The sequence below is a fragment of the Pseudomonas fluvialis genome, from assembly GCF_002835605.1.
Lineage (GTDB): Bacteria > Pseudomonadota > Gammaproteobacteria > Pseudomonadales > Pseudomonadaceae > Aquipseudomonas > Aquipseudomonas fluvialis.
The window spans coordinates 1-13,051 of record NZ_PIYS01000006.1 but is presented as its reverse complement, the minus strand read 5'-3'; the positions used below and the strand labels follow the sequence as shown (position 1 = coordinate 13,051).

At 61.3% G+C, this 13,051-nt stretch carries 13 protein-coding genes; 9 read left to right on the top strand and 4 right to left on the bottom strand.

Features of this window, described 5'->3' with window-relative positions:
- The first annotated feature begins 60 nt into the window (after positions 1 to 60).
- The 6 genes from CW360_RS05475 to CW360_RS05450 all read left to right on the top strand — a co-directional run bounded on the left by CW360_RS05475 (position 61) and on the right by CW360_RS05450 (position 5,982).
- On the top strand, positions 61 to 1,449 hold the full coding sequence (locus CW360_RS05475; protein ID WP_101193016.1) for a PhoH family protein: 1,389 nt from the start codon (positions 61 to 63) through the stop codon (positions 1,447 to 1,449).
- A gap of 128 nt (positions 1,450 to 1,577) precedes the next feature.
- Positions 1,578 to 2,054 (top strand): cyclic pyranopterin monophosphate synthase MoaC, encoded by a 477-nt coding sequence (gene moaC / locus CW360_RS05470; RefSeq protein WP_101193015.1) that lies wholly within the window; start codon positions 1,578 to 1,580, stop codon positions 2,052 to 2,054.
- Complete coding sequence (locus CW360_RS05465) at positions 2,051 to 2,299, top strand: MoaD/ThiS family protein (protein ID WP_101193014.1); 249 nt, start codon at positions 2,051 to 2,053, stop codon at positions 2,297 to 2,299. Before moaC ends, CW360_RS05465 begins: the two co-directional genes overlap by 4 nt.
- A 1-nt stretch (position 2,300) precedes the next feature.
- A complete protein-coding gene (gene moaE, locus CW360_RS05460) occupies positions 2,301 to 2,762 on the top strand; it encodes a molybdopterin synthase catalytic subunit MoaE (protein ID WP_101193013.1) in 462 nt (153 codons plus the stop codon).
- Between the two features lie 63 nt (positions 2,763 to 2,825).
- Complete coding sequence (locus CW360_RS05455) at positions 2,826 to 4,370, top strand: DUF3369 domain-containing protein (protein WP_101193012.1); 1,545 nt, start codon at positions 2,826 to 2,828, stop codon at positions 4,368 to 4,370.
- Positions 4,354 to 5,982 (top strand): sensor histidine kinase, encoded by a 1,629-nt coding sequence (locus CW360_RS05450; protein ID WP_101193011.1) that lies wholly within the window; start codon positions 4,354 to 4,356, stop codon positions 5,980 to 5,982. The genes CW360_RS05455 and CW360_RS05450 overlap by 17 nt, the downstream gene beginning before the upstream one ends.
- A gap of 17 nt (positions 5,983 to 5,999) precedes the next feature.
- Here CW360_RS05450 and CW360_RS05445 read toward each other — a convergent pair whose 3' ends face one another.
- The gene (locus CW360_RS05445; protein WP_101193010.1) at positions 6,000 to 6,944 is read right to left on the bottom strand and encodes a hypothetical protein; all 945 of its coding nucleotides are present in this window, start codon (positions 6,942 to 6,944) and stop codon (positions 6,000 to 6,002) included.
- 6 nt (positions 6,945 to 6,950) lie between these two features.
- On the bottom strand, positions 6,951 to 8,666 hold the full coding sequence (locus CW360_RS05440; RefSeq protein WP_101193009.1) for a proline--tRNA ligase: 1,716 nt from the start codon (positions 8,664 to 8,666) through the stop codon (positions 6,951 to 6,953).
- A 122-nt stretch (positions 8,667 to 8,788) separates the two neighbouring features.
- On the opposite strand from CW360_RS05440, the gene CW360_RS05435 reads away from it, so the two are divergent.
- Entirely contained in the window at positions 8,789 to 9,196 is a 408-nt protein-coding gene (locus CW360_RS05435; protein ID WP_101193079.1) for a PaaI family thioesterase, read from the top strand.
- 63 nt (positions 9,197 to 9,259) lie between these two features.
- Here CW360_RS05435 and CW360_RS05430 read toward each other — a convergent pair whose 3' ends face one another.
- Positions 9,260 to 10,543, bottom strand: a complete 1,284-nt coding sequence (locus tag CW360_RS05430) for an OprD family porin (protein WP_101193008.1) — start codon at positions 10,541 to 10,543, stop codon at positions 9,260 to 9,262.
- Between the two features lie 476 nt (positions 10,544 to 11,019).
- On the opposite strand from CW360_RS05430, the gene CW360_RS05425 reads away from it, so the two are divergent.
- Both CW360_RS05425 and CW360_RS05420 read left to right on the top strand, forming a co-directional pair.
- Positions 11,020 to 11,454: an HIT family protein gene (locus CW360_RS05425; protein WP_101193007.1), complete on the top strand. Its 435-nt coding sequence runs from the start codon at positions 11,020 to 11,022 to the stop codon at positions 11,452 to 11,454.
- The gene (locus tag CW360_RS05420) at positions 11,451 to 11,657 is read left to right on the top strand and encodes a SlyX family protein (protein ID WP_101193006.1); all 207 of its coding nucleotides are present in this window, start codon (positions 11,451 to 11,453) and stop codon (positions 11,655 to 11,657) included. Before CW360_RS05425 ends, CW360_RS05420 begins: the two co-directional genes overlap by 4 nt.
- A 44-nt stretch (positions 11,658 to 11,701) precedes the next feature.
- On the opposite strand, the gene CW360_RS05415 is transcribed toward CW360_RS05420, so the two are convergent.
- A complete protein-coding gene (locus tag CW360_RS05415; protein ID WP_170307333.1) occupies positions 11,702 to 13,033 on the bottom strand; it encodes an IS4 family transposase in 1,332 nt (443 codons plus the stop codon).
- Positions 13,034 to 13,051: the final 18 nt, after the last annotated feature.

Here is a 13,051-nt window from a genome sequence, read left to right as displayed (position 1 = left end):
CATGGCTTGCAGGGCGCCGGCAGCTGCTGGCGCCGGGTTGATCCGCCAGAGGAAACGCCTATGTCCGCAGCTCGTACCGGCAAGACCCCGACCACCCTGTATGTTCTGGATACCAATGTGTTGCTGCACGACCCCAACGCGTTGCTCAACTTCCAGGAGCACCAGGTAGCCATCCCCATGACGGTGCTCGAAGAGCTGGACCAGCTCAAGGCGGGCAAGCATTCGGTGGCGGCCGAGTGTCGCCAGGCGATTCGCCTGATCGACCAGGTACTGGGGGCTGCTACGCCGCAGGAGGTGGAGCAGGGCGTGCCGATTCGCCGAGGCAAGAACGCACCGCGCGGCAGTCTGTCGATCCTCATGAGCCGGCATGTCGAGCCGCTCAGTGGGCTGCCCGAGCACCTTAACGACAACAAGATCATCAACCAGCTGGTAGGCCTGCAGAGTCGTCGCGGCGGTTCGCCGGTGGTGCTGGTTACCAAGGACATCAACATGCGCCTCAAGGCGCGCGCCTGTGGGATTGCCGCCGAGGACTACCAGACCGACCAGTTGGTGGATGATGTGGCATTGCTGTCGCGTGGCTACCACAGCGTGCCGGGTTCTTTCTGGGATGGCGTGGACAAGGTGGAGACCCGCCATGGCCATGGGCGCACCTGGCATGAGGTGTTGTTGCTACAGGCGCAGCCGGCGCTGTTCGTCAACGAGTTCATCGTCGATGAGCAGGGCTTCGTCGGGTGGATCAAGGCGATTGATGGTCGTCGCCTGAGCGTGCTCGACTTGCATCAGGACAAGTTGCTCGAGCAGCAAGCCTGGGGCCTGCGACCGCGCGACATGTACCAGGCGCTGGCCTTGCACGCCTTGCTCGACCCGGATATCCACCTGGTCAACCTGACTGGGGCGGCGGGCTCCGGCAAGACCATCCTGGCCCTGGCCGCGGCCATCGAGCAGACGCTGGTGAGCAAGCGGTACCGCCGCATCATCGCCACGCGCAGCGTGCAGGGGCTGGACGAGGATATCGGCTTTTTGCCTGGCACCGAGGCCGAGAAGATGGAGCCTTGGCTGGGGGCGATAACCGACAACCTGGAAGCACTGCACCTGGAGGACGAGAGTACCCACGGCAGTGTCGACTACATCCTGCAGAAGGTGCCGTTGCAGTTCAAATCGCTCAACTACATTCGTGGGCGCAGCTTCCAGCAGAGTCTGCTGCTGATCGATGAGTGCCAGAACCTCACCCCGCATCAGATGAAGACCATCATCACGCGTGCCGGTAATGGCTCCAAGGTGGTCTGCCTGGGTAACCTGGCGCAGATCGATACGCCGTATCTGTCGGCGACCAGTTCCGGACTGACTTACCTGACCGAACGCTTCAAGGGCTTCGCGCATGGCGTGCACATCAGCTTGCAGGGCGTGCCGCGCTCCATCCTGGCGGAGTATGCCGAAAGTCATATGTAGGGGCGTGCCAGCCAGTCAGGGCAGGGGCCCTGGCTGGGGGCTGGCCGTTGACGGCTGGCTGCTGCGCGGCGCCTTGCCGGTCAGGGCATGTACAATTGGCCGAGATTCCTCCGAGATAGTGTGCCGATATGCTGACCCACCTCGATTCCCAAGGCCGTGCCAACATGGTCGATGTGACCGACAAGGCGGTGACCAGCCGCGAAGCGCTGGCCGAAGCCCGTGTGCGCATGCGTCCGCAGACCCTGCAGATGATCGTCGCTGGCGGACACCCCAAGGGTGATGTCTTCGCTGTGGCGCGGATTGCCGGCATCCAGGCGGCCAAACGCACGCATGAATTGATTCCTCTCTGCCACCCACTGCTGTTGACGGGGATCAGCGTCGAGCTGCAGGCGCTTGGTGAGGATGTGGTGCAGATCCGTGCGCGTTGCAAGCTGGCCGGGCAGACCGGAGTGGAAATGGAAGCGTTGACCGCCGCCAGCGTGGCCGCGCTGACGATCTATGACATGTGCAAGGCAGTGGATCGTGACATGACCATTGAAGCGGTACGCCTGCTGGAAAAGCAGGGCGGCAAGAGTGGGCACTTCATCGCCGGAGAAGCCCGATGATCCGTATCCAGTATTTCGCCCGTTACCGGGAAACCCTCGGCCTGGACGGCGAGCAGCTCGCCTGGTCCGGCGAGCTGAGCAGTCTGCGCCAGTTGCGTGAGGTACTTCTGGCGCGTGGTGGCGCCTGGCAGGTGCTGGCCGAGCAGAATCTGATGTGTGCGCGCAATCAGGAACTGTGCAGCCTCGACGAGCCGCTGCTGGACGGTGATGAAGTGGCCTTCTTCCCCACCGTGACGGGGGGCTGAGATGGCCATTCGTGTACAGACGGCGGCCTTCGATCCGGGGGCGGAACTCAATGCCCTGCATGCCGCGCAGCGGGGCATCGGTGCGGTGACCGGCTTTGTCGGCTATGTGCGTGACTACAACGACGGCCAGCCGGTCAGTGACATGTTCCTCGAACATTACCCGGGCATGACCGAGAAAGCCCTGGCCGCGATCGTTGCCGAGGCTGAGCAGCGCTGGCCGCTGTTGCGTGTCGAGGTGCTGCACCGGGTGGGCCACCTGCAGGCCGGCGAGCCGATTGTCTTCGTCGGCACGGCCAGTGCGCATCGCCAGGCAGCCTTTGTGGCCTGCGAGTTCATCATGGACTACCTGAAGACCCGTGCGCCGTTCTGGAAAAAGGAAAGCAGCGGCCAGGCCGCGCGCTGGGTCGACGGGCGCGACAGCGATCAGCAGGCCGCCAGCCGTTGGGAAAACTTGCCGCGCTGAGCGGCACAATCCCCGAGGGCTGCCTAGACTGAGCAGGAGCATCTGACTGCTGCGAGGTCTTCCATGGATTTCTTTGCCGACCACACGCCGGGCGTGAGCCCGCCTGCTCCCGTGCCGGCTATCGCGCCCTGGTGCGTATTGTTGGTGGATGACGAACCGCAGGTTCATGAGGTGACGCGCCTCGCCCTGCGCGGTTTCGAGTTTCAGCAACGTGGGCTGGAGCTGCTGTCGGCCTATTCGGCGGCAGAAGCGCGGGCGGTCTTTGCGCAACGTGACGATATTGCTCTGGCCCTGATCGACGTGGTCATGGAGACCGAGCATGCTGGGCTGGATCTGGTGCGTTACCTGCGCGAAACCTGCGATAACCGGTTGACGCGCCTGGTCTTGCGTACCGGGCAGGCGGGCCAGGCCCCGGAAGACCGGGTGATCCGCGACTACGACATTGACGACTACAAGGAAAAGACCGAGCTCACCACGCAGAAGCTGCGCACTCTGTTCTATTCCATGCTGCGCTCCTACCGTGACCTGGGCGTGATCGAGGCGCAACGCAGTGGCCTGAGTCGTGTCCTGCAAGCCTCTGCCAAGGTGCAGAATGCCGCGACCCTCAAGCTGTTTTCTTCCACGGTGCTCGAGCAGTTGACCTCGCTGCTGCATCTGGATCGTTCGGCTCTGTATTGCCTGGTACTGCCTGGCGAGGGCCACAGTGACCGCGAAACACGTACTCTGGCGGCGACCGGCGAATTTGCCGAATACCAGGCCGGTAGCTCCCTGGAACAGTTGCCGGCGCAGGTGGCTGCGCGTTTCCGCCAGGTCCTGGCGCAGCGCCAGGCCCAGCACTTCGACGATGCCTACGTGATGTACATGGCTGACGAACGGGGTGGCGCCAACCTGCTGTATGTCACCCATGTCGAGCCGCTCAGCGAGCTGGACCGGCAGTTGCTGGAAATCTATATCCACAACGTGGCGCTGACCTTCGAGAACATCAATCTGATGGAGGATCTGCAGGAAACCTCCAAGGAGCTGGTATATACCCTGGCCGATGCCGTGGAAGCACGCAGCAAGGAAACCGGCGCGCACGTGCAGCGGGTTTCCCTGGTCAGCGAGCGGCTGGCCCAGCTGTACGGGTTGGCTGACCGTGAGGTGCAGCTGATCAAGCATGCTGCGCCACTGCATGATGTGGGCAAGGTGGCGATTCCTGACCACATCCTGCACAAGCCGGGCAAGCTCGATGAGCAGGAGTGGGCGCTGATGCAGCGCCACGTGGAGTTTGGTGTGGCGATTCTGCAACGCTCGCGCCGCGAGCTGATGAAGGTCGGCGCACTGATCGCCGGTAACCATCATGAGCGCTGGGATGGCCAGGGCTATCCGCAGGGGCTGGCGGGGGAGGCGATCCCGATTGCCGGGCGCATCGTCGCGCTGGCGGATGTCTTCGATGCCTTGGGTTCGCGGCGCAGCTACAAGGAGCCCTGGCCGGCCGAGCAGATTCGCCAATTGCTCAGTGAGCAGCGTGGGCAGCAGTTCGAGCCGCGCCTGGTCGACCTGCTGCTGGAGCACTTCGACGAGTTCCTGGCCATCCGCGAGCAACACCCCGATGATGCGCAGGGCTGAGCGCTCCGCGCCGGGGCAGACGCTGAGTTCGGTCAGCCATAGTCTGTCGCGCCGCTTGCTGCGCAGTACCCTGGTACTGGCCTTGGGACTGGGCCTGCTGATCAGTGTGTTGTTGGTGGTTCAGGACTACCGGCAGGTGGCCGCGCAACCGGATCGGGACATGCAGGCGTTGGCCGGGCTAACCTTGGAGCCGGCCAGTGCGATCGTTTTTGCCCTGGACAGCAAGCTGGCCGAGGAGCTGCTCAAGGGGAGTCTCAAGCAGCCGGCCATCCAGTTCAGCCGGATCAGCCTCAACCGTGGCGAACGCTTTGCAGAACGTCAACGCGACCTGCAAAGCGGTGCGCTACGGCCGCTCAGCGACAGCCTGTTCGGTCGTACCCGTGAATACCGTTGGCCGCTGTATGCCGAACAACTGGCCGAGCGAGAGGAGCTCGGCGAATTGCTGTTCGTCGTGGATACCTTTCATTACGGTAAGGTCTTCCTGGAGCGTGCCCTGCTGACGTTGCTCGGTACCCTGTTCTATGCGCTGCTGTTGTCGCTGACCTTGCTCTGGGTGTTCAGCGTGCAGGTCAGCCGGCCCTTGTTCAGTGTGATTGGTTCGATTGCCCAAGTCGATATGGATTGCCCCGAGCAGGCGCGCCTGCACGAGCCGCAGGGGCATGCCGACAGCGAGATTGGCCTGCTGGTGCGCCTGACCAACCAGCACCTGCAGGCTATCGCTCTGACGCTGGAACAGTTGCGTGCTGCGGAAAGCAGCCTCAAGCAGTATTCGGATGCCCTGGAAAGCAAGGTGGCCGAGCGTACCCTGGCGCTTTCGCAGAGTGTCGAGCAGTTGCAGCAGGCACAGAGCCAGTTGATCGAGTCGGAAAAGCTCGCCGCTCTGGGTGGCCTGGTTGCCGGGGTAGCCCATGAGGTCAATACGCCACTGGGCATCGCTGTTACCGCGACGTCGGTGCTGAGCGAAACCCTGGACAGTCTACGTCAGCAATTCACTGCGCAGACCCTGACCAGCCAGCAGTTCAGTGATCTGCTGGCGCAGGCCAGCGACAGCACACAGATGCTGGTCAACAACCTGCAACGGGCGGCGCGCCTGGTCCGTGACTTCAAACAGACGGCGGTTGATCAGGTGTCGGAGGCGCGTAGTCAGTTCCAGGTCGAACAGGTGCTGCGTGCGCTGATTGCCAGCCTGCATCCGGAGACCCGCAAGGTACCGGTAGAGCCGCTGCTTGAGTGCCCGTCGGGACTGCAGATGAACAGCCTGCCAGGTGTGCTGACCCAGGTGCTGGCTAATCTGATTCTCAACAGTGTGCGGCATGCGTTTGCGGATCAGGCCGCCCCGCTGATCGAGATTCGGCTACAAGAGCAGGGCGAGCACGTGTTGTTGGACTACCGTGACAATGGTTGTGGTGTGCCGGAGTCTTTGCGCGAGCGCATTTTCGAGCCGTTCTTTACCACCAAACGTGGCAGCGGCGGTTCCGGGTTGGGCCTGAACATTGTTTACAACCTGGTGACCCGTAAGCTGGGCGGCAAACTGGAGTTCAGTTCGCAGCCCGGGCAGGGCGTCCATTTTCGTCTCAGCCTGCCCCGCGAGTTGCCAGCGTTTGGCGCTTAAGCGCCTTGGAGAAAGGGCTAGTCGCCTTCGCCTGGATCAACGGCAATGCGTCCGGCCTTGTTCAACAGCAGCTGGATGAACTCTGCCTGTAGTTCGGGGTCGTTACGCGTCAACTCGATCAGGCTCTGTTCCAGCTCGCTGGCTTCTTCTTCAAGTCCCAGGCTGGATAGGCGCTGGACACGCTCCACCCAGCGCTCGACGCTGTCGCTTTCCAGATCGTCGTAGACCAGCGCATGCGCTTCCTTGAGCTTGCCGCGCAGACTGCGACTGAGTAGTAGGCGGGCTTCGGCGCGCACCTGGCCATCGCTGGCTGCCAATTGCAGGTGGTTGACCGCATCGAGATCCTGCTCGGCGAGGGGATTGTCCAGCAGGTTCAGATGCAGCACGCCATGCCGATCGGTGAGCAGCTCGTAATGCTGCTCAGCGGCCTTCAGGGAAACCGGGCGCTCAGCCCAGGGCAGGCTGCTGTGCTCCAGGCGCTTGTCCTTGAGGGTTTCCTCGATGCTCGCCAGGTTTTGTTCGGCGCGGCCGTTGGACTCGACGTTCATCAGCGGGTTGATACCGGCCACGCCGTAGCGAATCCAGTCACGCGTGGCGCTTTTCGGCAGGCTGCCCAATAGTGCAACGTTCAACACGTTGGCAGTCACCCCGCCAACGATGGCCAGCGCGCCGAGGGGCACTTCATAGAGTTCACGCCAGGGCTGGTAGGGCGTGTAACGATCATAACGGCGTACCACTTCGAACTCGCTGAGTTCATAGGTGTACTGCTCGGTGAAGCGAATGCGCCGCTGCGGCAGTTGCAGCAGCGGCGTCTGGCCCAGGTCGATCTGGATACTGTGATCGAGGGTGCTGCGCTCGATACGTTCCTCATGCTCGCTGCGTTGTGGCAACTGGTTGGCACAACCAGTGACCAGCAAGGCACTGGCAAGCAGCGGGATGGCAGAAACCAGCCTGGCGCGCATTGCTGTTTACCCGCGAATCTGCTGAGTGAGGAAGGCCAGTACCTGATCCACCGGCACGTTCAGGCTGTCACTGGCCCGGCGGTTCTTGTATTCCAACTGCCCTTCGCCGAGGCCGCGATCGCTGATCACGACGCGGTGCGGAATGCCCAGCAGCTCCATGTCGGCGAACTTCACCCCAGGGCTGGTCTTCTTGTCGCGGTCGTCGAGCAGAACCTCGAAGCCGGCGGCAGTCAGTTCGGCATACAGCTTGTCGGTAGCCGCTTTGACCGCCTCGGTTTCATACTTCAGCGGAACCAGGGCGATCTGGAAGGGCGCCAGGGCGTCCGGCCAGAGGATGCCGCGCTCGTCGTGGTTCTGTTCGATGGCCGCCGCCACCACGCGCGATACGCCAATGCCGTAGCAGCCCATGATCAGGGTGACCGGCTTGCCGATTTCGTTGAGTACGTTGAGCTTCATGGCCTCGCTGTACTTGGTACCCAGCTGGAAGATGTGCCCCACTTCGATGCCGCGTTTGATGACCAGGGTGCCCTGGCCGTCGGGGCTGGGGTCGCCGGCCACGACGTTGCGCAGGTCGGCCACTTCCGGCAGCGGCAGGTCACGCTCCCAGTTAAGGCCGAAGTAGTGCTGGCCGTCCTGGTTGGCGCCCGCTGCGAAGTCGCTCAGCAGCGCGACGCTGCGGTCGATGATGCAGGGAATCGGCAGATTCAGTGGGCCCAGCGAGCCGGGGCCGGCGCCAATGGCTGCGCGAATCTCGGCTTCCGAAGCAAACAGCAGCGGGCTGGCGACGCGGGCATGGTTGGCCGCCTTGATTTCGTTCAGTTCGTGATCGCCACGCACGATCAGGGCGATCAGCTGACCTTCTTCGGCGGCATGCACCACCAGGGTCTTGACGGTCTTGTCGATGGCCAGGCCAAACTGGGTAACCAGCTCGTCAATGGTCTTGGCGTCGGGGGTGTCGACCAGGCGGAGTGTCTCGCTGGCCGCCGCGCGGGTTTGCTCGCGTGGGATGGCCTCGGCCTTTTCGATATTGGCGGCGTAGTCAGAGCTGTCGCTGAAGGCGATGTCGTCTTCGCCCGACTCGGCCAGTACATGGAACTCGTGGGAGCCGGTACCACCGATGGAGCCGGTGTCTGCCTGTACTGGACGGAAATTCAGGCCCAGGCGGGTGAATACGTTGCAATACGCCTGGTGCATGCGATCGTAGGTTTCCTGCAGAGACTCCTGAGAGAGGTGGAAGGAGTAGGCGTCCTTCATCAGGAACTCGCGACCACGCATCAGGCCGAAGCGCGGACGAATTTCGTCACGGAACTTGGTCTGGATCTGATAGAAGTTGATCGGCAGCTGCTTGTAGCTGTTCAGCTCATTGCGTGCCAGGTCGGTGATCACTTCCTCGTGGGTCGGGCCGACGCAGAAATCGCGCTGATGGCGATCCTTGATACGCAGCAGTTCCGGGCCGTATTGCTCCCAGCGCCCTGATTCCTGCCACAGTTCAGCAGGCTGGATAGCCGGCATCAGTACTTCCAGGGCTCCCGCCGCATTCATTTCCTCGCGTACCACGGCCTCGGCCTTGCGCAGCACGCGCAGGCCCATGGGTAGCCAGGTGTACAGGCCGGAAGCGAGCTTGCGAATCATCCCGGCGCGCAGCAACAGCTGGTGGCTGATCACCACGGCGTCGGACGGGGTTTCTTTGAGGGTCGAGAGTAGGTATTGGCTGGTACGCATGATTGGCCGTTTTGTCGGTTGCAGGGGCGACTATTAGGCCGGCATTGTAAGGCCCTGCGGGCGTTGGCGTACAGGCGCCTTGCCGGCCTGTGGGGTTTATAGAGGAGCTGGGTATGAGTGTGTTGAGCGCAGAGCAGGTGCAGGCGCTGATTCGCCAGGGCGTACCGATGGCCGAGGATATCGCGCTGTGCATCGATAGGCTGGACGCCGAACATGCGCTGGCCCGTGTTCCGTTTCAGGCACGCTTGGTACGGCCGGGCGGTACCTTGTCGGGGCCGACCATCATGGCGCTGGCCGATGCGGCTATGTACGCCGTGGTGCTGGGGCGTCTGGGGCGTGTGGAAATGGCGGTAACCGCCAATCTCAACATCAACTTCCTCAGTCGGCCGCAGCCGGTTGATTTGCTGGCCGAAGCGCGGATCCTGCGCCTGACACGTCGTCAGGCGGTCTGCGAGGTTGCCCTGTATTCCCAGGGATGCGAGCAGGACATGGTGGCGCATGTCACCGGTACCTATGCCTTGCCGTTATAGCTCAGGTTGAAAACAACAAACCCGGCCTAGGCCGGGTTTGTTGTCATGCGGGCAAGCCTGTGATTACAGGATGCTCAGCGGGTACTCGACGATCAGGCGCAGGTCGTTCATGTCCGGATAGTAATCGGTATTGAGCGCACCATTGGCACGATAGTTGGAGTAGCGCACGCGGAAGGAGAGGTCCTTGGCTGCGCCATCCTGGATGACGTATTTGCTTTCCAGGTTCAGCTCTTGTTCCTTGCCTTCGCGCTCGCTGCTGGTCTGGATATTGTCACCGCGAACATAGCGTGCCATGAAGCTCAGGCCCGGAACGCCGAAGGTAGCCATATCCAGGTCGTAGCGAGCCTGCCAGGAGTTTTCGTCTTCGCGGTCAAAGTCGGAGATTTGTACCGAGTTGGCCAGCCATACGGTGCCGCCGCCATCGACGAAGCCATAGCTGTAGGAGCTGTCGCCCGAAGAGCGCTGGTGAGCCAGGGTAAAGGTGTGCGCGCCCAGGTTATAGGCAGCTGCCAGGCTCCAGATCTTGTTGTCGATCTCGCCGGCCAGTTTCTTGCCCTGATCGGTGGTGCGATAAGCGTTGAAGTCGAAATTCAACGACTGATCATCTGCCAGCGGCAGGTTGTAGTTCAGGTTCAGATAGGACTTCTTGTGATAGTCCTCGAAGTCCGCAGCGTGCACAGCACCACTGAAGTTGTCGCTGAACTGATAGCTGGCACCAAAGATGTTGCCGGAGGTCAGGGCGAGGTCATCACGCGATGTCTGGACCTGGCTGCTCAAACCGGTGAAGCGACCAGCGCTCAGTTCCAGGTTTTCGATTTCATTGCTGACCAGATAGGTGCCGGTAGCAACTTCCGGGAGGATACGGCTGTCATCGGTGGAAAATACCGGGCTGGCAACGAATTGGTTGCCGTGCTTGAGCACGGTATCGGACACGCGGAACTTGATAGCGCCGCCGACTTCAGTCTGGTTGTCTTTCGGATTCCCGCTGCTGTCGTCAGTAGCGAACTGGCCAGTGCCGGTGCGGCCTTTGCCGCTATCCAGAATGACGCTGGTCAGCGAGTGTGCATCAACACCGACGCCAACAGTGCCTTGAGTGAAGCCGGACTCGAACAGTACGCGAACGCCCAGGCCGGTTTCTTCACGGTAGCCTTTGCGGCCGCCATCGGAGGTGGTGTTGCCTTGTGCGCCATTGCGGAAGTCACGGTTCATGTACAGCGCGCGGCTGAATACATCCAGCTTGCTGTCTTCGATAAAGCCTTTGGACTCCGACTGGGCGCTGGCGAAAGCCACCTGGGAAGTGCCGGCGGCTACTGCCAGGGCGAGGGCGCTCCACTTCATCATTTGCATGGGAATTGCTCCTTTGGTTTGAAGATTTTCTCACCCGCAGGTTAGGCCTGACTGGGCGGTCTTTCTTTTTGTGTCGGCGCGTAACTTATAGCACGCTGCCTAAAATGACGACACTTGGCCCGGGAAAGGAACCTTTGCTTCACGGTAGTGTCGCGCAAGTGCATCATTTTTGTCGCAATTTCATAGCTGCCGCAAGGGTCAGGATTTTTCCGGATGTGCCACGGCAGCCTGTGCACTTGGTTGTAAGCAAATAGCGTGCACAAAATGCCTGATGCATGTTTTTCAGGCCGTGCAGGCTGTATTTGAGGGGTTGATCTATGCCTTTCGGGGTAGCTTTGCGTCGATTTGGTGCGACTTTTCTTGTGCTGGCGGCTTTTGGTGCGTGTTGCGTGGCTTGGTTTTGCCGGGCGCTCTCGCTAGTCTGGCCGCCTTTGATGCCTGTGACGTGTGTTGGCCGAGTGGCTGGAGGGATGCTCATGTTTGTTCTGGATTCACGTTTGCAACAGGACTGTCTGGTGCTGGGGGATTTTCCACTGTGTCGTCTGCTGCTGATGAATGATGCCCGCTACCCCTGGTTCATTCTGGTACCGCGGCGTGAGGAAGTTAGCGAGATTTTTCAGCTGGATGCCGCTGACCAGGCACTGCTATGGCGTGAAACTACTATGTTGGCGGAAGTGCTCAAGGATAGTTTTGCCGCCGATAAGATGAATGTGGCAGCGCTAGGTAACGTCGTAGGGCAGTTGCACATGCATGTGATCGTGCGCAAGCGTCAGGACCCCGCCTGGCCTGCGCCGGTATGGGGGCATTCGCCGGCACAGGCCTATACGGCCGAGCAGGTGGCGGCTGTGCTGGAGCGCCTGCGCCTGGTATTGACTGACGACTTCCGGTTTGGCGATGGGGTGTCGGTATGAGTCTGGAGCAGCGGGTCACCGAGCTTGAGGTTCGCCTGGCTTTCCAGGATGACATGTTGGCCAGTCTCAGTGCCGAACTGGCCACCCAGCAAAGGATTATCGAGCGTCTGCAGCAGCAGGTGGTCCAGTTGGCTAGACGCCAGGAAGACATGCAGGTTCATGTGGGGGAGCCGATTATCGATGTGCCGCCGCCGCACTACTGATGTTTCGCTGATAAAAAATGCCCCGCTGATGCGGGTAATGCTGTTCACTTAAGCGGAGCAGCCTTTCGATCCACTGGATAACGGGTCTTTGAGATCTTCACCGTCCTTGGTCTTGATGGCCTTGGACGGTGATCCAGAAACAGCCCACCGATTCCTGCTCTCAGCTCCGACAATCGTGTTCCTGTTGCTGAAATCGGGTTGGCCGCCGCCATCACGATCAATTGCACGGCGATGTATTGAGCTACTGGTTTGAAGCGGATGTCGCCCGGAGAGCGGCCGAAGGCGACGGCTGCCTGACCGGCTTCGCGGCGGATGATGTTGTAGGCCAACAACAAGCCCCAGACCTCCTGGTAGACCAGCTCCGTTACCTTGCTGCGCAGGGTCATCGCATTCTGCTGCAGAGAGCTTTTGATATCCCGGAAGCCCAGCTCGATCTCCCAGCGCTCCTGATACAGCTTGGCGATGGTCTTGGCGCTGTAAGTATCCGCAGGCAGCGAGGTGAGCACTGTCTTGATCTTGTCCTTCACGGCGTAGCTGACTTCACGTACCTCCCAGTGCGTCGGCAGGTCGGGGTTGCGCTTTCGTGCCTGTGCCGACACCTTCATGCGCAGCAAACGATCGCCCTTGCCGTAACGAGCGACTTCCTCGCCAACCAGCCCTTGGCGGGCCGGAATCAGCCAGTGCCGGCTTTCCCCTGCGGCGCCCAGGCGCAACAGCAAGTCGGCACTCCAGAAGCCCTTATCGAACAGCGTCACCGACTGATTGGGAATCTGCTGCATAAACTCATCGGCCAAGCGCATCTCACTGCGCCGGTAGGGACTCACCTGCGCATCCAGAATCAGGTGCGAGCGCACGTTCATCAGGGCTACCAGTCGCAGCATGGGAAACGGCGTCTGGCGCTCGGTGGAGGTATTGCCGGAGCCGAAATGCTCTCGGAGTTCAGGCGTGTCTGGGGTGCGCAGGAGTGCGCCATCCACGGCCAATACTTGCAGGCCCTGCCAGGTATCGCCCTCATAGCGCTCGCAACCCCACTGGTTACCCGTCTGACGAAACAGCCACTCAACCGGATCGGCACCCAATCGTTTACGCGCCTCGGTGACACCGCTTCGGGCCAGCAGGTCGTGAGAGGCCAGCCCCTGGGCACAGATATTCAGGCGTCGTGCGACCTCATGCACCGGCTCGTCACGGAACAAGGCCATGCCAAGCACCAGCCAGAGCACCTGATCGCTGGGCAGACGCCGCCGCCTTATGGTGGCCTGGGCGGACAAGTCCAGAGCGGATGCCACCCACTCGATCGGGATGTTTTGGGTGAAGGTGCTCAGATCCGAGAAGTTGAACAGTTCACCTAAGTCGAGCAGTTGCTGTTGCAGAGACATAAAAAATCCGATGCCAGG